31 protein-coding genes are annotated in these 20,743 nt (G+C 60.1%); 11 read left to right on the top strand and 20 right to left on the bottom strand.

The genetic code is table 11. The features are described from left to right. Nucleotides 1–38: 38 nt before the first annotated feature. Nucleotides 39–371, bottom strand: a complete 333-nt coding sequence (locus tag ACORLH_RS02145; RefSeq protein WP_058245199.1) for a DUF1491 family protein — start codon at nt 369–371, stop codon at nt 39–41. Between the two features lie 70 nt (nt 372–441). Between ACORLH_RS02145 and ACORLH_RS02140 the strand changes: the two genes are divergently transcribed. After that, nucleotides 442–627, top strand: a complete 186-nt coding sequence (locus tag ACORLH_RS02140; RefSeq protein WP_321830971.1) for a hypothetical protein — start codon at nt 442–444, stop codon at nt 625–627. On the opposite strand, the gene era is transcribed toward ACORLH_RS02140, so the two are convergent. The 11 genes from era to folK all read right to left on the bottom strand — a co-directional run bounded on the left by era (nt 624) and on the right by folK (nt 9,370). Next, entirely contained in the window at nt 624–1,529 is a 906-nt protein-coding gene (gene era, locus ACORLH_RS02135; RefSeq protein ID WP_321830970.1) for a GTPase Era, read from the bottom strand. The two genes, ACORLH_RS02140 and era, sit on opposite strands and share 4 nt — an antisense overlap. Before the next feature lie 104 nt (nt 1,530–1,633). Beyond that, nucleotides 1,634–2,317, bottom strand: a complete 684-nt coding sequence (gene rnc, locus ACORLH_RS02130) for a ribonuclease III (RefSeq protein WP_058245201.1) — start codon at nt 2,315–2,317, stop codon at nt 1,634–1,636. After that, complete coding sequence (lepB, locus tag ACORLH_RS02125) at nt 2,314–3,138, bottom strand: signal peptidase I (RefSeq protein WP_321830969.1); 825 nt, start codon at nt 3,136–3,138, stop codon at nt 2,314–2,316. Before lepB ends, rnc begins: the two co-directional genes overlap by 4 nt. 56 nt (nt 3,139–3,194) lie before the next feature. After that, nucleotides 3,195–3,626 carry a holo-ACP synthase gene (acpS, locus tag ACORLH_RS02120; protein ID WP_058245203.1) on the bottom strand — a complete coding sequence of 144 codons (432 nt, stop codon included), beginning with the start codon at nt 3,624–3,626 and terminating at the stop codon, nt 3,195–3,197. Then, the gene (locus ACORLH_RS02115) at nt 3,623–4,081 is read right to left on the bottom strand and encodes a hypothetical protein (protein WP_321830968.1); all 459 of its coding nucleotides are present in this window, start codon (nt 4,079–4,081) and stop codon (nt 3,623–3,625) included. Before ACORLH_RS02115 ends, acpS begins: the two co-directional genes overlap by 4 nt. Beyond that, a complete protein-coding gene (locus tag ACORLH_RS02110; RefSeq protein WP_321830967.1) occupies nt 4,081–4,701 on the bottom strand; it encodes a LysE family translocator in 621 nt (206 codons plus the stop codon). The genes ACORLH_RS02115 and ACORLH_RS02110 overlap by 1 nt, the downstream gene beginning before the upstream one ends. A gap of 3 nt (nt 4,702–4,704) precedes the next feature. After that, nucleotides 4,705–5,469, bottom strand: a complete 765-nt coding sequence (locus ACORLH_RS02105; protein ID WP_321830966.1) for a pyridoxine 5'-phosphate synthase — start codon at nt 5,467–5,469, stop codon at nt 4,705–4,707. 41 nt (nt 5,470–5,510) lie between these two features. Continuing rightward, on the bottom strand, nt 5,511–6,191 hold the full coding sequence (locus ACORLH_RS02100; RefSeq protein ID WP_321830965.1) for a DUF2062 domain-containing protein: 681 nt from the start codon (nt 6,189–6,191) through the stop codon (nt 5,511–5,513). A gap of 14 nt (nt 6,192–6,205) precedes the next feature. Beyond that, nucleotides 6,206–8,341 (bottom strand): bifunctional (p)ppGpp synthetase/guanosine-3',5'-bis(diphosphate) 3'-pyrophosphohydrolase, encoded by a 2,136-nt coding sequence (locus ACORLH_RS02095; RefSeq protein WP_321830964.1) that lies wholly within the window; start codon nt 8,339–8,341, stop codon nt 6,206–6,208. A gap of 32 nt (nt 8,342–8,373) precedes the next feature. Further along, on the bottom strand, nt 8,374–8,730 hold the full coding sequence (rpoZ, locus tag ACORLH_RS02090; protein ID WP_321830963.1) for a DNA-directed RNA polymerase subunit omega: 357 nt from the start codon (nt 8,728–8,730) through the stop codon (nt 8,374–8,376). A gap of 73 nt (nt 8,731–8,803) precedes the next feature. Then, nucleotides 8,804–9,370 carry a 2-amino-4-hydroxy-6-hydroxymethyldihydropteridine diphosphokinase gene (gene folK / locus ACORLH_RS02085; protein ID WP_321830962.1) on the bottom strand — a complete coding sequence of 189 codons (567 nt, stop codon included), beginning with the start codon at nt 9,368–9,370 and terminating at the stop codon, nt 8,804–8,806. 136 nt (nt 9,371–9,506) lie between these two features. On the opposite strand from folK, the gene ACORLH_RS02080 reads away from it, so the two are divergent. Further along, nucleotides 9,507–10,076: an NYN domain-containing protein gene (locus ACORLH_RS02080; RefSeq protein ID WP_321830961.1), complete on the top strand. Its 570-nt coding sequence runs from the start codon at nt 9,507–9,509 to the stop codon at nt 10,074–10,076. Between the two features lie 92 nt (nt 10,077–10,168). Here ACORLH_RS02080 and ACORLH_RS02075 read toward each other — a convergent pair whose 3' ends face one another. Beyond that, a complete protein-coding gene (locus ACORLH_RS02075) occupies nt 10,169–10,663 on the bottom strand; it encodes a cytochrome c (protein ID WP_321830960.1) in 495 nt (164 codons plus the stop codon). 137 nt (nt 10,664–10,800) lie between these two features. Here ACORLH_RS02075 and ispH point away from each other — a divergent pair, with 137 nt between their 5' ends. The 6 genes from ispH (at nt 10,801) to ACORLH_RS02045 (ending at nt 14,760) form a co-directional block, all read left to right on the top strand. Beyond that, nucleotides 10,801–11,751, top strand: a complete 951-nt coding sequence (gene ispH, locus ACORLH_RS02070) for a 4-hydroxy-3-methylbut-2-enyl diphosphate reductase (RefSeq protein WP_321832757.1) — start codon at nt 10,801–10,803, stop codon at nt 11,749–11,751. A 48-nt stretch (nt 11,752–11,799) separates the two neighbouring features. Then, the gene (locus ACORLH_RS02065; RefSeq protein ID WP_321830959.1) at nt 11,800–12,414 is read left to right on the top strand and encodes a LysE family translocator; all 615 of its coding nucleotides are present in this window, start codon (nt 11,800–11,802) and stop codon (nt 12,412–12,414) included. Continuing rightward, nucleotides 12,411–13,022, top strand: a complete 612-nt coding sequence (locus ACORLH_RS02060) for a class I SAM-dependent methyltransferase (protein ID WP_321830958.1) — start codon at nt 12,411–12,413, stop codon at nt 13,020–13,022. The genes ACORLH_RS02065 and ACORLH_RS02060 overlap by 4 nt, the downstream gene beginning before the upstream one ends. A gap of 108 nt (nt 13,023–13,130) precedes the next feature. Next, a complete protein-coding gene (locus ACORLH_RS02055; protein ID WP_321830957.1) occupies nt 13,131–13,574 on the top strand; it encodes a DUF3429 domain-containing protein in 444 nt (147 codons plus the stop codon). A 57-nt stretch (nt 13,575–13,631) separates the two neighbouring features. Beyond that, complete coding sequence (gene rnhA / locus ACORLH_RS02050; RefSeq protein WP_058245216.1) at nt 13,632–14,084, top strand: ribonuclease HI; 453 nt, start codon at nt 13,632–13,634, stop codon at nt 14,082–14,084. Between the two features lie 40 nt (nt 14,085–14,124). Continuing rightward, nucleotides 14,125–14,760, top strand: coding sequence for a trimeric intracellular cation channel family protein (locus ACORLH_RS02045; protein WP_058245445.1), 636 nt, complete (start codon nt 14,125–14,127; stop codon nt 14,758–14,760). 6 nt (nt 14,761–14,766) lie between these two features. Here ACORLH_RS02045 and ACORLH_RS02040 read toward each other — a convergent pair whose 3' ends face one another. From ACORLH_RS02040 to def (ACORLH_RS02015), 6 genes are read right to left on the bottom strand one after another with little or no spacing between them, the layout of a single operon-like run. Further along, nucleotides 14,767–15,000 (bottom strand): GlsB/YeaQ/YmgE family stress response membrane protein, encoded by a 234-nt coding sequence (locus ACORLH_RS02040; RefSeq protein WP_058245217.1) that lies wholly within the window; start codon nt 14,998–15,000, stop codon nt 14,767–14,769. Nucleotides 15,001–15,039: 39 nt separating this feature from the next. After that, nucleotides 15,040–15,276, bottom strand: a complete 237-nt coding sequence (locus ACORLH_RS02035) for a hypothetical protein (RefSeq protein ID WP_321830956.1) — start codon at nt 15,274–15,276, stop codon at nt 15,040–15,042. 16 nt (nt 15,277–15,292) lie between these two features. Then, nucleotides 15,293–16,198 (bottom strand): methionyl-tRNA formyltransferase, encoded by a 906-nt coding sequence (gene fmt / locus ACORLH_RS02030; protein WP_321830955.1) that lies wholly within the window; start codon nt 16,196–16,198, stop codon nt 15,293–15,295. Nucleotides 16,199–16,249: 51 nt separating this feature from the next. Beyond that, nucleotides 16,250–16,744 carry a peptide deformylase gene (gene def / locus ACORLH_RS02025; protein ID WP_321830954.1) on the bottom strand — a complete coding sequence of 165 codons (495 nt, stop codon included), beginning with the start codon at nt 16,742–16,744 and terminating at the stop codon, nt 16,250–16,252. After that, nucleotides 16,741–17,241, bottom strand: a complete 501-nt coding sequence (gene def, locus ACORLH_RS02020; RefSeq protein ID WP_321830953.1) for a peptide deformylase — start codon at nt 17,239–17,241, stop codon at nt 16,741–16,743. The genes def (ACORLH_RS02025) and def (ACORLH_RS02020) overlap by 4 nt, the downstream gene beginning before the upstream one ends. A gap of 3 nt (nt 17,242–17,244) precedes the next feature. After that, a complete protein-coding gene (gene def / locus ACORLH_RS02015) occupies nt 17,245–17,760 on the bottom strand; it encodes a peptide deformylase (RefSeq protein WP_321830952.1) in 516 nt (171 codons plus the stop codon). Between the two features lie 256 nt (nt 17,761–18,016). Between def (ACORLH_RS02015) and ACORLH_RS02010 the strand changes: the two genes are divergently transcribed. The 3 genes from ACORLH_RS02010 to ACORLH_RS02000 all read left to right on the top strand — a co-directional run bounded on the left by ACORLH_RS02010 (nt 18,017) and on the right by ACORLH_RS02000 (nt 20,196). Next, nucleotides 18,017–19,186, top strand: a complete 1,170-nt coding sequence (locus tag ACORLH_RS02010) for a MalY/PatB family protein (RefSeq protein ID WP_321830951.1) — start codon at nt 18,017–18,019, stop codon at nt 19,184–19,186. Nucleotides 19,187–19,336: 150 nt separating this feature from the next. Continuing rightward, on the top strand, nt 19,337–19,651 hold the full coding sequence (locus ACORLH_RS02005) for a DnaJ family domain-containing protein (protein ID WP_321830950.1): 315 nt from the start codon (nt 19,337–19,339) through the stop codon (nt 19,649–19,651). A gap of 218 nt (nt 19,652–19,869) precedes the next feature. Continuing rightward, entirely contained in the window at nt 19,870–20,196 is a 327-nt protein-coding gene (locus ACORLH_RS02000; protein ID WP_321830949.1) for a DoxX family protein, read from the top strand. Between the two features lie 179 nt (nt 20,197–20,375). On the opposite strand, the gene ACORLH_RS01995 is transcribed toward ACORLH_RS02000, so the two are convergent. After that, nucleotides 20,376–20,729 (bottom strand): hypothetical protein, encoded by a 354-nt coding sequence (locus tag ACORLH_RS01995; protein ID WP_321830948.1) that lies wholly within the window; start codon nt 20,727–20,729, stop codon nt 20,376–20,378. Nucleotides 20,730–20,743: the final 14 nt, after the last annotated feature.

Below are 20,743 nucleotides of genomic sequence, written 5' to 3'. Positions count from 1 at the left end.
TCAGCTTTGCGTTTATCAGGCGAAGTTACAAGCGGCGATCAATCCGCCAATCCCGGCTCATCCAGCAGGTGGCGGCCGGCGCGATCTTCGACCTCGATCACCCAGAGGTCGGGATCAAAGGACCGCTGCTTGCTGATCGATGCATCCACCTCCCGCTCATCCCCCGATGACAGTTCCATCCATTTGCGATCGCCGGTCATCAGGTCAAACGAGCGTTGGAATCCAACCGCCTGACCATCCAGTGTGTTCAGCTTCACCAGCACCGCCCCAGCCGTGTCATCGCCATGGGCCACCACAAAGGCCGGAATATCACTTAAGCGGAGTCTGGTCAGATAGGCATCAACCCAAGTGCGAGCAGTCAAACGCATAATTAAAAGTCCCGGTGAAAGTGACGTAGAGTCTACCAGCTTAACGAGTCAAACCACCAGTCATGAGGTTTACATGTCGAATTTCCGCAGACGGACAATTGTCCCGCGTTTTATGGTGACGATGGGTGTTGCGCTGATGGGCGCGGCCTACTTCGAACTGCATCTGATGCCCGAGCCCTACCAGATGAGCCTGGGCGGCCTGTTCGGCTTCCTTGGCACCTTCTGGTTCTTACACGCCTCAGGCATCTTCAAAAGTTAAGAGCCGTCTTTGAAATCGAGCCCCATCTCTGAGTAGCGCTCTTTTTCTTCCAGCCAGTTGCTGCGCACCTTCACCTGTAGGAACAGGTGCACCTTGCGGCCCAGGAACTCACTCAGTTCTTCACGAGCCGCTTTGGAGATGGCTTTGATGGTTTCGCCGCGATGGCCAAGGATGATCCCCTTGTGCCCGTCGCGCGCGACGTAGATCACCTGATCCACCTTGGCAGAGCCATCTTTGCGCTCTTCCCAGTTCTCGGTTTCCACGGTCAGCTGATAGGGCAGTTCCTGATGCATGCGCAGCGTCAGCTTTTCGCGCGTCATCTCGGCCGCGATCATGCGCATGGGCAGGTCCGCGATCTGATCCTCAGGGTAGAGCCAGGGGCTCTCCGGCAGTTCCTTGGCCAGCCATTTGCGCAAATCCTTCACACCGCGGCCCTTCTCGGCCGAGATCATGAAGGTGTGCACGAAGTCATAGCGTTCGTTCAGATCGGCGCTGAGTTTCAGCAGCACCTCGGGTTTCACCCGGTCGATCTTGTTGATGGCCAGCGCGATTTTGCGCCCCTCACCAATCTCCTCCAGACCTTCCAGAATACGCTCCACCCCTTCGGTCACACCGCGGTGGGCTTCGACCATCAGCACGATGACATCCGCATCCACGGCGCCACCCCAGGCCGCAGCCACCATGGCGCGATCCAGACGGCGGCGCGGTTTGAACAGGCCGGGCGTGTCCACAAACACCAGCTGCGCATCACCTTCCATCGCCACGCCACGGATCCGGGCGCGGGTGGTCTGCACCTTATGAGTCACGATGGAAACTTTGGCCCCCACCATGGCATTGGTCAGGGTGGATTTGCCCGCATTGGGCTCTCCGATCAGGGCGATAAATCCGGCGCGTGTGGTCATATGTGTGAATTCCTAAGGTAGTCAGTCTCCGCGACAGACCTCAGTGTCTGCCCGGCAAGGGGGGCAGGTCTAGCCGATTTCACCGGCTTTGACCAGAAGGGCGGTTAGGCCTGTGTCAGGCGCTCCAGCAGGGTCTTGGCGGCAGCCTGTTGCGCCAACCGCTTGGAGGCCGCGGTGGCCTGTTCGCTTTCGCCGCTTTGCAGGGTGACGGAAATGGTGAAGACCGGCGCATGGTCTGGCCCCGACCGTGACACTTCCGCGTAGCTGGGGGGCGTCTGTTTGCGCGCCTGGGCCCATTCCTGCAGGGCGGTTTTGGGATCGCGGGCATCCGCATCGACGCTGTCCACCCGGCTGCCCCAGAGCCGCAGCACCATCGCCTTGGCGGTTTCAAAATCCGCATCCAGATAGACGGCGGCAATCACCGCCTCCATCGCATCGCCCAGCAGCGCCAGTTTGCGCCGGCCACCGGACATCTGTTCGGACCGGCCAAGTTTCAGCACCGCACCCAGATCGATGTCTTTGGCGACATCAGCGCAGGCCTCTTTGCGCACCAAGGCGTTGAAACGGGGGGCAAGCTGGCCCTCACTGGCGCCTTTGTCACGCTCCAGCAGCGCCTCGGACATCACCAGCCCCAGCACCCGGTCGCCCAGAAACTCCAGCCGCTGATTGTCTTCGCGTGTGGGGGAGGATTTGGACGAATGGGTAACAGCCCGAAGCAGAAGCTCGGGCTGTTTAAAGTCGTAACCAATCCGGCCCTGAAAGGCCTTCAGTTCTGCAGAAAGTTTCATTCCACCGCCTTGAAGAAACGATCCCCGCGCCAGGTCCAGAAGGCCAGCATCGAGGTGCCGCCCGAGGAGAACATGATGCGATCGGCGCGGCCAATCAGGTTTTCATAAGGCACAAAACCAACCCCGCCGGCCTGCTGCGGCACGCGGCTGTCGGTGGAGTTGTCACGGTTATCACCCATGAAGAAATAATGGCCCTGCGGCACGGTATAGACCGGCGTGTTGTCCGAGCTTTGGTTGCCGATGTTCAGGATGGTGTAGCTGCGGCCGTTCGGCAGGGTCTCAATCGCGGCCTCTTTGGCGCAATCGCCGCCCTGACCCACCGGGCCATTAGAACACCGCGGGCGTAGACGCTGCGGGCCCTGGGCCTCAGCAATTTCAACGAAATCCTCTACCGGTTCCTGCGACACGGCTTTGCCATTCAGGTGCAGAATCCCCTGTTTGACCTGCACGGTATCACCCGGCATGCCAATCACACGTTTGATGTAATCCAGCCCGGTCACCGGATGGCGGAACACGATGACATCACCACGCTCCGGCTCAGACCCCATGACGCGGGTGTTCTCACCATCGATCACGGCACAGATGTTTTTCGCATCCAGACCCAGCATGCGGATGTTCGGGCAAGAGGCGTAGGAGTAGCCATAGGCCATCTTGTTCACAAAGAGAAAATCGCCGATCAGCAGCGTCGATTTCATCGAGCCCGACGGGATCCAGAACGGCTGAAAGAACAGGGTGCGGAAAATACCCGCAATGGCCAGCGCCCAAACCACCGTCTTGATGGTCTCAACCACCGCATTGCCCTTTTTGGCCTCTGCTGCCATCTGTTCTTTCTCCTAGAAATCTTTGATTTGGTAGATGAGCGGTTGTGCCCGGTGTGTCAACCCGACCCTTCGTGCAGGTCTGCCTTCGGCGGGATCGGGCGCGCCTCAATCACCACAAAGGCCTGTGCCCAAGGGTGATCGTCGGTCAGGGTGACATGCACCGTCGCCTCATGGCCCTCAGGCGTCATCGCCTCCAGCCGCTCTTTGGCCCAGCCGGTCAGTTCCATCACCGGTTGCCCGGTGCGCAGGTTCCGGACCGACATGTCCTTCCAGGCGATGCCCATCGCCAAACCAGTGCCAAGCGCCTTGGAACAGGCCTCCTTCGCGGCCCAGCGTTTGGCATAGGTGCCCGCCACATCCTTGCGACGTTCCGCCTTGGCCTGCTCAAGATCGGTGAAGACGCGATTGCGGAACCGGTCGCCAAACCGCTCCAGCGTGCCTGCGATACGTTCGATATTGGCCAGATCTGTACCGATCCCCAGGATCATTGGTGCCATACCCCGATCTGACCCGTCGCCTGATTAAGCGTGACCTCCAGCGTGATCGGCAGGAAGTCGTTATAGTCGGAGTCAAACCGCTGTGCCTCAAAATTGAAGATCAGCCCGATCGACAGATCATAGGCGGCGGCGACATTGGCAAAGTCGATGCCGGAAAATCCTGCGCCACCGCCAAGGGTGACAACGCGACACTGTCTGTCACCTAGTTCATTATAGGGCGGTGACAGAACCAGCAGATGGAACGCCCCCGCTGCCGGCTCCACCGTATCCAACAGCGCCAGCCGCACCGCGCCATTGGCAAAGGTGCGGGTGCTCTCCTCCCAGGGTTCCGCCAGATTGCGGGCCTGCGCTTGCCAGTCACACTCAATCACTTCCCCCGCTGTGGCCAGCGCTGGGATGCAGGCGGTCGACAAGAAAACGGACAGGGCGGTTAAAGCGTTACGCATTAGGGGGCCTCCACACGGGTTGTGAAGATCTTGGCCGCTGCAGCGCCAAACATCAATCCAAACACCAGATCAAATCCGCGCTTGGCCCGTGCATAGCCTGCCGCAATCGCTGCAGTGCTGAACAATAGGGCATAGCCAAAAAACACCAGCATTGAGACTGCAATCAACGCTCCAAACAGCGACCAGACCGCAGCCATATCAGCGCCCGCAGGCAGGGCCACGGCATAGACCGCGCCCCAGGAAAAGATCGCTTTGGGATTGGTCAGATGCAGGGCCAAACCTTTGGCAAACAACCGACTTCCCGCCTGCGATGGGGTGACCGCAACCACGCCACCACGCCAGGCAGCGCGCAGTGATTTCAGCGCCAGAAAGCCAAGGTAAGCCGCGCCTGCATACCGCAGCACCTCAAAGATCCAGGCATGGGCCAGCATCATCGCTGACAGGCCAAGCCCTGCCGCGATTCCCCAGGAGGCGGATCCACAGACAACACCTGCCGCCAGCGTCAGTCCGGCGCGACGGCCCAATCCCATCGAGGTGCCAGAAATGGCCAGCGTGGCCGGGCCGGGGCTGCCCCCGGCAACCGCCCAGGCGATCAGGATAAAGACCAGCCCCTCAGCCATGACTTAGCCCTCTGCCAGTTCAGCGCGGGCCTCATCCATCAGGCGGCGCATTTCGCTGATGGCCGGGGTCAGACCACGGAAGATCGATTCCCCGATCAGGAAATGCCCGATGTTCAGCTCCATCACCTCAGGGAAGGCGGCGACAGGTTTCACCGTGTCATATGTCAGACCATGGCCGGCATGCACCTCAAGACCCAGCGAATGGGCATAGGCTGACATGTCGCGCAGCGCTTTCAGCTCCACCTCAACCTGATCCATGTTGCCTTCGGCGAAGTGGTCACAATAAGCGCCGGTGTGCAGTTCGATCACCTCAGCCCCGATACGGGCGGCAGCTTCGATCTGTTTCATGTCCGCAGCGATAAAGATCGACACGCGGCAGCCGGCCTCCCGCAGGGGGGCGATGAAATGGGCCAGTTTGTTTTCCTCACGCGCCACTTCAAGGCCACCCTCGGTGGTGCGTTCCTCACGCTTTTCCGGCACGATGCAGACGGCATGCGGTTTGTGACGCAGCGCGATCTGCTGCATTTCGTCAGTCGCGGCCATCTCAAAGTTCAGCGGCACCGACAGGACCTCCATCAACCCATCGATGTCAGCATCGGAAATGTGACGGCGGTCTTCGCGCAAATGGGCGGTGATGCCATCGGCACCGGCCTCTTCTGCCAGTTTTGCCGCGCGCAGCGGATCCGGATAGGCCCCACCACGGGCGTTTCGCACTGTGGCCACATGGTCAATATTCACGCCGAGACGCAGTTTTCCCAAAGGCTTCATCGCCTTCTCCTTCGCAATAGGCTTCCCCGTCGCGGGCCAACCTAGTCCGGTTTTGAACTGTCGTCAGCCTTGAGATGCGCTTTTTTCGCCAACTCATCCAATTTCGCCTTCAGCGCGCCTTTGCGGCGGTTCTGATAGGCCCGGATCAGCGGGACGGAAATGTAATAGCAGATCGCCCCGGCGATGATTCCGGGCACAATGCCGCCGATCATGAAGGGGTAGAACACCTCATCATAAAAGACCGACAGATCGCTCCAGTCCATCTCGGCCCCGGTGAAGAGGGCGCGGAAGTTATCCCAGAAGGCATCGCCTGCCTGCAGGAACCGTTCGCCGACGGTGGCGGGATCCCCTTCGACATGACGGCCAAATCCCAACTGCCGACCATCCATGCCCAGCATCCAGTAGCCGGTCTGCATCGAGGTCATCACAATCGGCACATAGGTCAGCGGGTTGCCAAAGAATGTGGCGAGGAGCGAGGCCAGCACATTGCCGCGCATCAGAGTCGACAGGATCGCCGCGACCACAAAATGCATGCCGTAGAAGGGGGTAAAGGTGGTGAATACACCGGCAAAGATACCGCGGGCGATCTTTTCAGGCGAATCGGGCAAACGGTGCAGGCGATGTTTGACGTAACGCGCCGCCCGCCCCCAGCCGCCGCGCGGCCAGAAGAACTCGAACACGATCCGCCAGATCGGTCGTTTGTCGCGGCGCTTGAAAACCAAGGCGGTCCGCCCTCCTACTCACCCGTTACAAAACTGGCGCGCGACGGATCCCGATAGCGCGCAAGGGCCGCAACATCACTCTCTGCTTCAAGCGCAGACATCACCGTATGGAGATGTTCTGCGTCGCGCAGTTCCACATCAACCAGCAGCCGGAAGTAATCCGGCTTGCGGTCCACAAACTCAAGGTCCGAGATATTCGCCTTACACTCACCGATCAATGTGCAAATTCGTCCCAAGACGCCCGCGTCATTGCCGATGGTGAGTTCCAGCATCGCATGGTGAATCGCCGGGTGTTTGCCGGCATGCCAATGCAGGTCCAGCCAGCGGTTCATCTGATCTTCGTATTCCTGCAGGGCTTCGCAGTCGATCGCGTGAACCATCACACCCTTGCCGCGGCTGCCGATGCCCACAATGCGTTCACCCGGCAGAGGCTGACAGCATTTGGCAATATTGAAGCTTTGATCCGGCGACAGGCCGACAACCGCGCGGCGCGGCTCAATATTATCAGCCTCAGTGTCTTTCAGTTCAGGATAGACCGAGTGCAACACGTCCGATGCAGTGATCTCAGCACTGCCCAGCCGGGCCAGCAGTGTATCCACATCCTCCACCCGCATGTTGCGGGCGGCGGTTTCCAGCACCTTATCGGTGACCTTCTTACCGGCATGATCAAAGACCGAGCGCACCAGTTCACGCCCCAGTTTGCCGAAACGCTCTTTGTCCACCTCACGCAGGGCGCGGCGAATCGCTGAACGGGCTTTGCCGGTGATGGCGATATCCAGCCATGTGGCCTGTGGTGTCTGACCTTCGGCGGTGATGATGGTGATCGACTGGCCGTTTTTGACCCGCGTCCACAGCGGCACACGCATGCCGTCCACTTTGGCGCCAACACAGGCGTTACCGATCCGGGTGTGGATGGCATAGGCAAAATCAATCGGAGTGGCGCCCTTGGGCAATTTCACCACTTCGCCTTTGGGGGTGAAGCAGAACACCTTGTCCGAATACATCTCCAGCTTGACCGCTTCGAGGAAGGCATCGTGATCCTCCTCAGCGTCGAACTGTTCTGTGAGGCCGGCCAGCCATTTGGCCGGATCCACCGCAAAGGGGTTCATGGAGCGCACGCCGTCCCGGTAGGACCAATGCGCCGCAACACCGGTTTCGGCAACATCATGCATCTGCCGGGTGCGGATCTGCACCTCTACCCGTTTGCCGTCACGCCCCGACACCGTGGTGTGGATCGAGCGGTAGCCGTTGGATTTCGGCTGACTGATGTAATCCTTGAACCGGCCGGGCACAGCACGCCACCGCTGGTGGATCACGCCAAGCGCGCGGTAACAGTCATCTTCGCGGTCGGTGATCACGCGGAAGCCGTAAATGTCTGAAAGGCGGGAGAAGCCCACGTCCTTTTCCGACATTTTCCGCCAGATCGAATAGGGTTTCTTGGCGCGGCCAAAAACCTGCGCTTCGATGCCCGCGGCCTCAAACTCGGCCCGCATATCGCCAGTGATGCGGTGAATCACATCGCCAGTTTCTTTCTGCAGCATCACGAACCGCCGCATGATCGAGGCGCGGGCGTCCGGGTTCAGCACCTTGAACGCCAGATCTTCCAGTTCTTCGCGCATCCACTGCATACCCATCCGGCCTGCCAGTGGTGCAAAGATCTCCATCGTTTCGCGGGCTTTTTGCGCCTGTTTCTCAGGTCGCATCGCTTTGATGGTGCGCATGTTGTGCAGACGGTCGGCCAGTTTGACCAGGATCACCCGCAGGTCCTTGGACATGGCCATGAACAGCTTGCGGAAGTTTTCCGCCTGTTTGGTTTCTGACGAGGACAGCTGCAGATTGGTCAGCTTGGTCACACCATCCACCAGATCGGCCACTTCGGGGCTGAAGCGCTCGGCAATCTCACCGTAGGAGGCTTTGGTGTCCTCAATCGTGTCGTGCAACAGGGCCGTGATGATCGAGGCATCATCCAGACGTTGTTCCGTCAGGATGGCAGCAACAGCGATGGGATGGGTAAAATAGGGCTCGCCCGAGTGGCGGAACTGCCCTTCGTGTGCCGCAAGGCCATAATCATAGGCCTCGCGTATCAGTGTTTCGTTTGTTTTGGGGTTATAGTTGCGAACCAGTGCGATCAGATCGTCAACCGCAATCATATCCTTCGCTTCCCTATACCCTGAGCTGGGGCTTAGCCCTGGCCTTGTGCTTCCATCAGCTGACGCAGCAGCATTTCTTCGGACATGTCGTCCTCTGCCGGCTTGTCAGCTTCACCACCACCCATGAGCAACGCCATGGAATCTTCTTCCGGCTCGTCCACTTCGATCTGGGTCTGGTTGTTTTCGATCAGACGCTCACGCAGGTTGCCTGCCGACTGGGTCTCATCCGCGATTTCACGCAGAGCAACAACAGGGTTCTTGTCGTTGTCACGGTCCACGGTCAGCGGCGAACCAGATGCAATTTCACGTGCGCGGTGCGACGCAAGCATCACCAGTTCGAACCGGTTCGGAACCTTGTCTACGCAATCTTCAACGGTAACGCGGGCCATTAAGACACTCCGATCATGGGAAGGGCTAGAGAGGCAGTATTTATGCCGGAACAGCAGGGTTGACAAGCCACAATTACAGGCGAACCACGGTCTCCACCTCTTCTTTCGGCAGTTCCGCACAGATTTCTTGAACCGTTTTGCCCAGAACCGGGTGTTTCCAGTCGGGCGCCACATCTTTAAGGGGGATCAGAACAAAAGACCGGTCCTGAATCCGCGGATGTGGAAGAATCAGTTGCTCTGGCGCTTGGCGTGTCTGCTGTTCCAGCGGCAGATCCACCCAATGACGCTGCGTCACAAGATCGGGCAGGATCAGGTCATCAACCGCCAGCAAATCCAGATCCAGCGTGCGCCCGGCCCAGCGTGATGTCCGCTCGCGGCCAAACTCATGTTCCACTTTATGGAGGGTTTCAAGGATTTCTGCTGGCGCCATATCGGATCCAATAGACAATGCGCCGTTCACATAGTCAGGCCCAGCCCCCTTTGGAAAACAAGGGGTTTGGTAAAAAGAACTAACCGCATTCAAGGAAAACCCAAGATCTTGCAATCGCGACAACGCACGTTCGATCACTTCCAGGGGAGGTTCGCCTTCAAGAGGAAGATTTCCGCCGAATGCGACCAAGATTTGCTGTTCTTTAAGCATTTTTGACCTATCCTAATGAACCGGAGGGGTCCCTTGCGCCCCCTAGCGCAACAACTTATTTTTGATCAATAGCAGCGTGGCACATATTTCAAACCACTCACGGATCGCCGCGCGCTGATAATCGGAAGGAAATTTGATGTTCTACAAAGACGAACGGCTGGCGCTGTTCATCGATGGGTCGAACTTGTATGCAGCAGCCAAGGCCTTGGGCTTTGACATTGATTATAAGCTGCTGCGCCAGGAATTCATGCGCCGGGGCAAACTGCTGCGGGCGTTCTACTACACTGCGTTGCTGGAAAACGACGAATATTCGCCGATCCGCCCGCTGGTAGACTGGTTACATTACAATGGCTTCACCATGGTGACCAAACCCGCCAAGGAATACACCGACAGCCAGGGCCGTCGGAAGGTTAAAGGCAACATGGATATCGAACTGACGGTCGATGCCATGGAACTGGCCCCACGAGTTGACCATGTTGTGCTGTTCTCCGGCGATGGCGATTTCCGCCCGCTGGTCGAAAGCCTGCAGCGTCAGGGCGTGCGCGTTTCGGTCGTTTCGACCATCCGCAGCCAGCCGCCGATGATTGCTGACGAACTGCGTCGCCAAGCCGATAATTTCATCGAGCTGGACGAGCTGAAAGAAGTGATCGGCCGCCCGCCGCGGGAAACCCCTGCGGAACGCGACATGGCCTATACCGCACCTTAAGCGGTTTAAGCATGAAACGAAAAAACCGGGGCCAGCGTGCCCCGGTTTTCTTTTGCCCCGGTTTTCTTTTGCCAGATCGTTAGACAGTGACCTCAGCCACCCTGCGCCGCGGCGGCGGCGTCGCGGGCATTGTGCTGATCAATGATCGGCGTCGGCCAGGTGCTTTTGATGAAGGCCAGGATCTGCACGATCTCCTCATCGCTCAGGATCTCCTCATAGGCGCCCATCCGGCTTTTGTAGCCGTTGCCGACCATCGCTTCGGTGCCAAACTTGGTGATCATGAACAGCTGCAGATCCGGGTGGTGCCATGTATGACCCGACGGATCATGAGGCGGCGCGGGCAGATAGCCGTCGGCATCGCGTTCGCGCCAATTTGCTTCGCCCTGCAGCTGTGCGCCATGACAGGCGGCGCAATTGTCCGCATAGAGTTCCTGACCAGCCGCAACGGCCGCAGCATCCTGATACGGCAGAAAGCCGGCTGGCTGCGCCTCCGCCCGTTGCAGCCAGAGGCCCCCAAGGGTCACCCCCGCCAGGGCCAACGCCCCAACCGACAACCCAATCGCGTTTTTCCCAATCGCTTTTTTCACCGCGTCTCTCCTTCTTTTGGCCCCTCTTCGCGGCTTCCCCCGCTGGAAGGTCAAGCCCCCCCTTTACCCGGCCCGCTTTGCGCCTTACCTCTGCCATAAGCCACGGAGACCCGCGCCACATGACCGACTCGCCAAACATGGGCAAACCGCCCCTTGATCTTTACCTTGCAGCGCCGCGCGGCTTCTGCGCCGGGGTCGATCGCGCCATCAAAATTGTGGAAATGGCGATCCAGAAATGGGGCGCCCCGGTCTATGTGCGTCACGAAATTGTGCACAACAAATTTGTCGTCGACAGTCTGAAGGCGCAGGGCGCGATCTTTGTTGAAGAGCTCAGCGATTGCCCCGATGACCGGCCGGTGATCTTTTCCGCCCATGGGGTGCCGAAATCCGTGCCGGCCACCGCGCAAGCGCGGGAGATGGTCTATGTCGATGCCACCTGCCCGCTGGTGTCCAAAGTGCACATCGAGGCCGAGCGTCATTCCAGCAACGGTTTGCAGATCATCATGATCGGCCACGCGGGCCACCCGGAAACCGTCGGCACCATGGGGCAGCTGCCCGACGGTGAGGTGCTGCTGGTGGAAACCGTGGCGGATGTTGCCACCGTCGATGTGCGCGATCCCGAGCAGCTGGCCTTTGTGACGCAAACAACGCTGTCAGTGGATGACACCAAGGATATCGTCGCCGCGCTGGAGGCCCGGTTCCCCGCGATCCAGGGCCCACATAAAGAAGACATCTGTTACGCCACCACCAACCGCCAGGAATCAGTCAAAGCCATTTCGGCCAAGATTGACGCGCTGCTGGTGGTTGGGGCGCCAAACTCCTCGAACTCGCGCCGTTTGGTTGAGGTGGGCGCGCGCAACGGCTGTTCTTACGCGCAGCTGGTGCAGCGGGCCGAAGACATCGACTGGCGCGCCATTGAGGGCATCAAAGCCATCGGCATCACCGCCGGGGCCTCGGCCCCCGAGGTGCTGGTCAATGAGGTGATCGATGCTGTCAAAGCCCGCTATGACGTGACCGTCGCCGAGGTGGAAACCGCCAAAGAAAACGTTGAGTTCAAAGTGCCTAGGGTCTTGCGCCAACCTGCGTGATCCTGAACCATTTCGACCGGGCAATTTACGCCTCTCAGGAGACCCCAAATGATTTCGCTACAGTTTCTTATCACCGCCTTTGTTGTCGTTATCGCCCCCGGCACCGGGGTGATCTACACCCTTGCGCTGGGGCTGGGACAGGGCCGCCGCGCGTCACTGATTGCCGCACTGGGATGCACCTTGGGGATCGTGCCGCATCTGGCCGCTGCCATTCTGGGGCTGGCGGCGGTGCTACACACCTCTGCGCTGCTGTTCCAGATCGTGAAATTTGCCGGCGTCGCCTATCTGTTGTGGCTGGCCTATCAGGCGCTGAAGTCCGGTGGTGCCCTGTCCGTCAGCGGGGATGCACAGCGTCAACCGGCCTGGGCCATTGCCCGTCGTGGTGCGCTGATCAATATTCTGAACCCGAAATTGTCGATCTTCTTCCTGGCGCTGTTGCCGCCATTTCTGTCCGGTAATGCTGCAACCGCCAGCGTGGAGATGGCGACGCTGGGCGGCATCTTCATGGCGATGACCTTTGCGGTGTTTGTGATCTACGGCGTCTTTGCCGCCGCGGCGCGAGATTTCCTTCTGGGGTCTGAGCGGGTGATGACATGGCTGAACCGCAGCTTCGCCGGGATCTTCACCCTGCTGGCCGGACGACTGGCGCTGGAGAAAGCATGACAGACGCAGAAACCCTACAGGTCTACGCCGAGGCCGCGGCGCGTTACGCCGAAGGCTTTGCGCGGACCAAAGACACCGATCAGGAAGAAGACTACGCCGCCTTCACCGCGTTGTTGCCGGATGGGGCCAAAGTGCTGGATCTGGGCTGTGGCCCCGGTCACTGGACCGCGCGGATGCGGGGTGATGGCTACGCCGCGGAGGGCATGGATGCCTCGCCCGAAATGGCGGCCTATGCCCGGGACGCCTACGGCATCGAAGTCACGCTTGCCGATTTCAGCGCGCTAGCGCAGCTGGCGGGTTATGATGGCATCTGGGCCAACTTCAGCCTGCTGCCCGCGCCCAAGGCCGCGTTTCCGACCCATCTGGCGCATATCCGGCAGGCCCTGCCCGCGGGCGGTGCGCTGGCCCTTGGCATGAAGCTGGGCAGCGGAGAATCGCGCGATCATCTGGGCCGGTTTTACGCCTATTATAGCGAAGAAGACCTGATTGAACGGGTCACCCAAGCCGGTTTTGACGTGCTGAGCACCCGGCGGGGTCATGGCGAAGGTCTGGCGGGCAAACCCGATACCTTTGTGGTTCTGATCGCGCAGGTGCCGCCGCAGGGCTAAGCTATCCCTCTGAACACCTGCGTTTTTCTTGGCGACCGCCCGTGCCAATCGATCACGACGCCCTAGCTGATGGGGGAATAGGTTCCACCAAGCTGCAAAGGCCTCACTATGTTCAACTGGTCCGCCATTCCCCGGCCCGCCCTGACCTTGGGCTTTGCGGGCACCCTGCCCTTTCTGTTTGCCGCGCTGGCCCCATTGGACGTTACAGACCGCTATGTGCTGTCGCTGGCCTATGGGCTGGTGATCCTATGTTTCATGGCCGGCACCCTCTGGGGTTTTGCCGCCCACCGCAGTGATGCCTTTGGCTATGCCGCCAGTGTCATTCCGGCGATCCTGGCCTTTGGCTTGCTCACAGACCATGTGCTGTCACTGGGATTGGGGACGATCACCCGCCATTGGTTGCTGATCGCGCTGTTTGTCGGGCTGCTGCCCTTGGACCATTGGATGCAGAAACAGGGCCTGGCGCCGCCGTGGTGGCTGAGCCTGCGCCTGTCGATCACTGCTGTGGTCCTGGCCTGCCTGATTTTTGTGGGCCTACAGCCGATCCCCTGACACGCCATCCGCCGCAAACCTCTTGACGGCCCGGCGTGGCACTGGCACTTCGCCTTTATGCCCGAACTTTATGCATATACCGACGGAGCCTGCTCCGGCAATCCCGGCCCCGGCGGCTGGGGCGTTCTGCTGCGCGCGATGGAGGGCGACAAAGTCCTGAAAGAGCGTGAGTTGAAAGGCGGCGAAGCTGCCACCACCAACAACCAGATGGAGCTGATGGCGGCCATCTCAGCCCTTGAGGCGCTTGAGCGGCCTTCGACGCTGACGGTGGTGACCGACAGTGCCTATGTGAAAAACGGGGTCACAGGCTGGATCTTCGGCTGGAAGCGGAATGGCTGGAAAACATCCAACAAAAAGCCGGTGAAAAACGTTGAGCTGTGGCAACGCCTTGATGCGGCACAGACCCGTCACACGGTGACCTGGGAATGGGTCAAAGGCCACGCCGGCCACCCGGAAAACGAACGCGCCGATGAACTGGCCCGCGCCGGAATGGCCCCGTTCAAGGACTAAGCCCCTACTTCACCCCAAAGGACACCCGATGCCCGACCAGCTGAGCCTGCAGATCCTCCTCGACAGTGCATCGGTTCTGGTCTTTGCGCTGACCGGCGCGCTTGCGGCGTCACGGGCCCAGCTGGATCTGGTTGGGTTTCTGTTCATCGCGGCGCTGACGGCCATTGGCGGCGGCACCCTGCGCGATGTTCTGCTGGACAGAAACCCGGTGTTCTGGATCGCCCAGCCCTGGTTCCTGGCGGTGGCCGTTGCCGCCGCAACCCTGGTGTTTTTCACCGCACACCTGTTGGAAAGCCGCTACCGGACGCTGCTGTGGCTCGACAGCCTGGCGCTGGCGGTTGCGGTGCCTGCAGGGGCAGCCGTGGCGCTGGATCTGGGTGCGCATTGGTCCATCGTGATTGTGATGGGGGTGGCCACGGGCACCTTTGGCGGCATGATGCGCGATGTGGTCTGCAATGAGGTGCCGCTGGTCCTGACACAAGGCGAGCTTTATGCCACCGCTGCGGCGGCCGGGGCGCTGGCAACGGTTCTGGCTACAGGCCTGACCGACAGCGCCGGACTGGCCCGTGAATGGGATCTGTTGATCGGCGGGTTGGTCACCTGGGGGTTGCGCGCCGGCTCCCTGCATTTTGGCTGGCAGCTGCCGGTCTACAAAAGCCGACCGCCACGGCAATAAGCGGCGTCAGCCCTTGAAGCGCTGGTAGAACCAGATCAGCAGCATGGCGCCAAGGATCGCACCCACAAGACCTGCCGCCATGCCGGTCACAACCAGCAGGAACCGCAGGATCAGCCCGCCAATCAGCGCCCCGGCAATGCCGATGCCAATGGTGGTGATCAGGTTCGCCTCCTGGCCCATCAGCTTGGTGGCGATGACACCGGCAGCGGCGCCGATGATGATCAGAAACAGAATGGACATTCAGAACCTCCTAAGGGGCAAACCATTGCCACTATTATCTTATTTCCGCCAATGCGTCGGCACCACGATCAGCGCCCCGACCGAGGCTAGGATCGCATCGACACCGGGCGGGCCAAAGCTGACGCCGAACATCACCCGGACAAAATAGAACAGGAAAGCCCCGCCAACACAGATGATGATCGAGGGCAGGATCCCATTGTGGGTGAAGCCCGTCTTTTCGACCAGATAGCCCACGATCCCGGCAATCACCACCGTACCGATCAAGGTTGGAAACATGGGCGTTCTCCTTTGGTTACAGCTGCGTTCCCTTGGGCAGGGGTAGGCCGCGCAGGAACACCTCGGCATCCTGCGCTGCTTTGCCCGCGCGTTGCAAGCGCAAGAGTTGCACGGCCCCGCTGCCACAGGCGACGGTCAGCTGATCGTCCAGCACCTCACCAGGCGCCCCTGCACCATCCACCAAGCGGGAGGCCAGGAGTTTGATGCGCTGGCCGTCAAATTCGACAAATGCCCCCGGGAAAGGCGACAGGCCGCGGATTTTGCGATCGACCTCAGCAGCGGGGGCAGACCAGTCAATTGCCGCCTCGGCCTTGTCGATCTTGCTGGCGTAGGTGACGCCGTCCTCAGGCTGCACCACAGGGGTCAGGGTGGGCAGTTTTGCCAGCGCCTCAACAATCAGCGCTGCCCCCATATCAGACAGGCGGTCATGTAGCTGTGCGGTGGTTTCTTCGGCCTCAATTGCAGTTTCTTCCCGCAAGAGAACCGGCCCGGTGTCCAACCCGGCCTCCATCTGCATGATGCAGATGCCGGTTTCCGCATCGCCCGACATGATCGCACGATGGATCGGCGCAGCCCCGCGCCAGCGCGGCAGCAGTGAGGCATGAATGTTCAAACACCCCTGTGCAGGCGCGTCCAGAATGGCCTGCGGCAGGATCAGACCGTAGGCGACAACCACCGCAACATCCGCGTTCAATGCGGCAAAATCCGCCTGGTCTTCGGCACCTTTCAGCGACACGGGATGGCGCACCTCCAGTCCCAGTTCTGCTGCGCGGGCGTGGACCGGTGTTGGGCGTTCTTTCTTGCCGCGACCAGCCTGACGGGGGGGCTGGCAATAAACGGCAGCGATCTCATGCCCGGCCTCTACCAAAGCCTCCAGAACCGGCACCGAAAACTCCGGCGTACCCATGAAAACTACCCGCATCGTCCTGCTCCTTCGTCCGGCTTAGTTCAGTCTGGCTCAGCTCTGTCCGGCTCAGCGTGCTTTACGTGACTTGCGGATCAGCATGTCGCGTTTGGTCTTGCTCAGGTGATCAAAGTACATCTTGCCATTGATGTGGTCGATCTGGTGCTGCACCGAGGTCGCCCAGAGCCCAACAAAATCGCGCTCTTCCATCTCACCCTGCTCGTTCATGAAACGCACGGTCACCGCGCGGGGGCGGGTGATCTTGGCCGAAACCCCAACAAGGTTCGGGCTGGCCTCTTCATGATCGCGCGGCTGGGTGGAGGCATGCAGGATCTCAGGGTTGGCCATGCGGATCGCCTGATTGCCCTCCTCGGTCGCATCCACAACGATCAGCCGCAGCATCTCACCAATCTGATTGGCGCCCATGCCGACACCGGGCATCGCATACATCGTGTCGATCAGATCCTCCCAGACCTGACGCACGTGATCGGTGATTTCCGCCACCGGCTCCGCCGCAGTGCGCAGACGTTTGTCGGGCCAGGGGATACATTTGCGAACGGTCATTTCAGCGCCTCCTGATAGGCGGCTTCCAGCCGCGCGCGGTCGTCTTGGCCCAGATGGTCAAAGATCACCACACCGTTCAGGTGATCCAACTCATGCTGGGCGCATTTTGCTTCAAAGCCTGTCATCCGGCGGGTCTGGCGCTGCCCCTGCAGATCCAACCAAGTCATCACCACTTCAGCGGGGCGCTGCACCTCAGCGGGTGCGTTTGGGATCGACAGGCAGCCCTCTTCCCCGCCTGCAAGCGCATCTGAGGCCTCAAGGATTTCGGGATTGATCAGCACCTGCGGGGCGCGGGTGCCTTCCTTCCAGGTGACATCCATCACAAAGATCCGCTGCATCACGCCCACCTGCGGCCCGGCCAGCCCCCGGCCATAGGCCGCATACATCGTGTCCAGCATGTCCTGCGCCAGCGTGCTGAGGTCGCTGCCGTCCGCCACCTGGGCGCAGATCTGCTGCAACCGCGGATCAGGCCAGCGCAGGATATCCAGCTGGGCCATGACTTAGCCCCGCGCCAGTTCGCGTTTCAGCTTCTGCATTTTGCGGGTGATCATCTGGCGCTTCAGTGGCTTCAGATAATCGATGAACAGCTTGCCATCCAGATGGTCAATCTCATGCTGCACACAGGTCGCCCAGAGGTCGGCAAAGGTACGTTCCTGTTCCTTGCCATCCACATCCATCCAGCGCACCGTCACCTCGGCGGGGCGGGTCACTTCGGCGAACTGATCCGGGATCGACAGGCAGCCCTCTTCGTAGCTGGATGTTTCATCCGAGGCGGCCACGATTTCAGGATTGAACATCACCAGCGGGCTGTTCTCTTCTTCCTGCGTGGTGCAATCCAGCGTGATCACCCGATGCAGAACACCGATCTGTGGCGCGGCCAGCCCAATGCCCGGCGCGTCATACATGGTTTCCAGCATATCCTCTGCCAGCGTGCGCAATTCGTCACTCATGTCTGCGACCGGATCACAGAGCTTTTTCAGGCGGGGGTCGGGATGGATCAGGATCTTGCGTTTCATGGCGTTGATGTAGGCGATGGGAGGGCATCACGCAATGGGGCAATCCCCAAGCGCCGTAGGGTTCTACCGTGAAAATACGGGCAGCCTGCATTGCTGCAGGGCTGGGCTGCGATGGCTGTGCGTCAATCCACAGGAAAGCGCCAATTGCCACCTTGCTGCCGCCCCCCATCTGCCCCTAGGCTCGCCCGGATCCGGCGGCCCATTCAGGCCACCCAAGAACCGCACAAGACCACCGCATACCCTGAGGGAGACCCGTATGAATTTCGATGAGATCCACAACCGAGTTGGCAGCCATTCCGTCAAATGGGACATGATGGAGACCCTCTATGGCGTTTCCCCCGAAGACGGGCTGTCCATGTGGGTTGCCGATATGGATTTCAAAGCCGCGGATGTCATTCAGGATGCGGTCAAGGCAATGGCTGATCACGGCATCTATGGCTATTACGGCGATGACGCCAGCTATCGCAATGCGATCTGCTGGTGGATGGAAAACCGCCACGGCTGGAAAGTGGATCCATCGTGGATTTTCACCACCCATGGTCTGGTCAATGGCACCGCGATCTGCGTCGATACCTTCACCGCGCCGGGTGATGGCGTGGTTCTGATGACGCCGGTTTATCACGCCTTTGCCAAGGTGATCCGCGCCAACAACCGCCGTGTGGTGGAATGTGATCTGCGCAATGTTGATGGTCGCTATGAGATGGACTTTGACGCTTGGGATCAGCAGCTTGATGGCTCTGAGAAGATGGTCATCCTCTGCTCACCGCATAACCCCGGCGGCCGCGTCTGGACCCACGACGAACTGGAAGGTGTGGTTGCCTTTGCCAAACGCCACGATCTGATTCTCGTCTCGGATGAGATCCACCACGATCTGGTCTACCCCGGTGTGACCCACACACCGATGGCCAATGTGACCGGCGCCGAAGAGCGGCTGATCATGATGACCGCCACCTCCAAGACCTTCAACATCGCTGGCACCCATTGCGGCAATGTCATCATCCCCGATGAAACACTGCGCGCCAAATTTGCCGCCCGGATGGCGGGCCTTGGCCTGTCGCCCAACTCCTTCGGGCTGCATATGACCGAAGCCGCCTATTCCCCGGAAGGCGCCAAATGGGCCGATGCGGTGCTGGAGTACATCGATGGCAACCGGCAGATCTTTGATGCGGGCATCAACGCTATTCCCGGCCTCGCCTCAATGAAGATGGAAGCCACCTATCTGGCCTGGGTCGATTTCTCGGGCACCGGGATGGCGCGGGAGGAGTTCACTGATCGTGTCTCCAAGGAGGCAAAGATCGCGGTGAACCAGGGCCCAACCTTCGGATCTGGCGGCGAAAACTTCCTGCGCTTCAACCTGGCGACGCCACGCGCCCATGTCGAAGAAGCGGTGAAGCGGATGCAGGCTGCCTTCGGCGATCTGCAGTAACCCCACATCAGGCATCCAATCAGACCGGCCCCTGCGGATCATCGCGGGGGCCTTTGCATGCGGCCGGTTGCCACATCCCTTCTGCCAGCACCCCGGCCTGCCTATATCTGTTTCACCCCAGTGAGGGGCTAACACAGTTGGGTTTTCGCCATGTCACATCCCATGAATGCCGCCATTGAAATGGCCATGCAGGCCGCTGATCGCTCGGATGAGTTCAAAAACCTCCCCGGCGCGGGCAAACCGTTGGCGTTTCTCCACCAGCCCAAAGATGCGGTGCTGGACCACTTGCTGAAAGAAAACCAAGCCAAGCCGCTGGCGGTGGAGCTGAAACGCCAGATCGCCACGCTGCACGCCACGTTGAAAGCCACCACTGATCCCGAGGACCGCAAAGCGGTGATGAAACAGATCGCGGACAAACAGCTGCGCCTGGACCTGGAACTGGAAGCGCTGCGCAAATACGGCTGATCTACACCCGGCAGGGGCCACAGCCCCTGCCCTTGACCTTCGCACCCTCCACTCATAGGTAGGCCCTGCCGAAATCAGAGTTGCAGGGTGGTGTCTCCTGCGCTGGCCGCAGGGCCGGTTCTGCTTCGACCACGGCGCAACCCTTACCTCAGGGGCAGCGCGTGGACTCGAACGATCTTCTTGCCAGTAAGCCCCTGACCTTACCGCAAGAGAGACAAATGACCGACTATCTGACCTGGTTTCTGGTGGCCTTCTTCATCATCGGCACGCTGACAAATGGGCTGGGCCCGCAGAAGATCCGCGAAAGCTACGCCGCTTGGGGCTATCCCGCATGGTTCCGCTTTGTGACAGCAGCCCTTGAGGCGCTGGTTGCCACGCTGCTGCTGTTTCCGCTCAGCCAGCCCTTTGGCATCGGGCTTGGCGTGATGATCATGCTGGCCGCCGCCGCCACACTGATCCGCGCCAAGGACTACGTGCAACTCAGCGGCCCTGTGGTGATCCTCACCCTGCTGCTGGTGCTGGCCTACCTCAGCGCAGCCACCTAAGAGCTGCGTTTTTACAAAGCTGACCAAGGGCGGTCGTCACCTCGTCCGCCCTTATCCCGCCTACCCTGTCAGCCAGTGCGGTTTCTGACAGGCCCCGGCGCATCGCCAAGCTACAAAAACAAAAGCGGCCCCGGTTGGAGCCGCTTCAATTCGCGAAAACGCATCAGAAACGTGTGGGCTCAGCTTTGGTGCCCCAGAAGCGCGATGACCTCATGATCCTCTTTCACGAAATCCGCCGGCGGTTTGCCGTGGATCGCGGTGAGGCGTTTGAATTCATAACACATCTCTCCGGCCTCTTCTTCCGAGGCAAGGATCAGACACTGATAGAGGTGTTCGCCCCGGTCAAACAGATCCACAAAGCCACGCAGATGTGGCGCGGAGTCCGCATCCAGCGCAAAGCCAGTTTCCCAGAATCGCAGCACACGATAGGTCTGGCCATCGGCCTCCACCAACATGCGGCTGTTGCGTTTCTGGTCTTTCTTGCGTGCAGCATCCAGACCGGCCTGAACCTCTTTGGGCAGAAATGTCGTCATTTCGCTCCTCCTTC

This window comes from Thalassovita sp. (assembly GCF_963691685.1).
In the GTDB taxonomy this organism is placed as follows: Bacteria; Pseudomonadota; Alphaproteobacteria; order Rhodobacterales; family Rhodobacteraceae; genus Thalassobius.
Note: the sequence above shows the minus strand (reverse complement) of the source record. Positions and strands in the feature narration are given on the sequence as shown.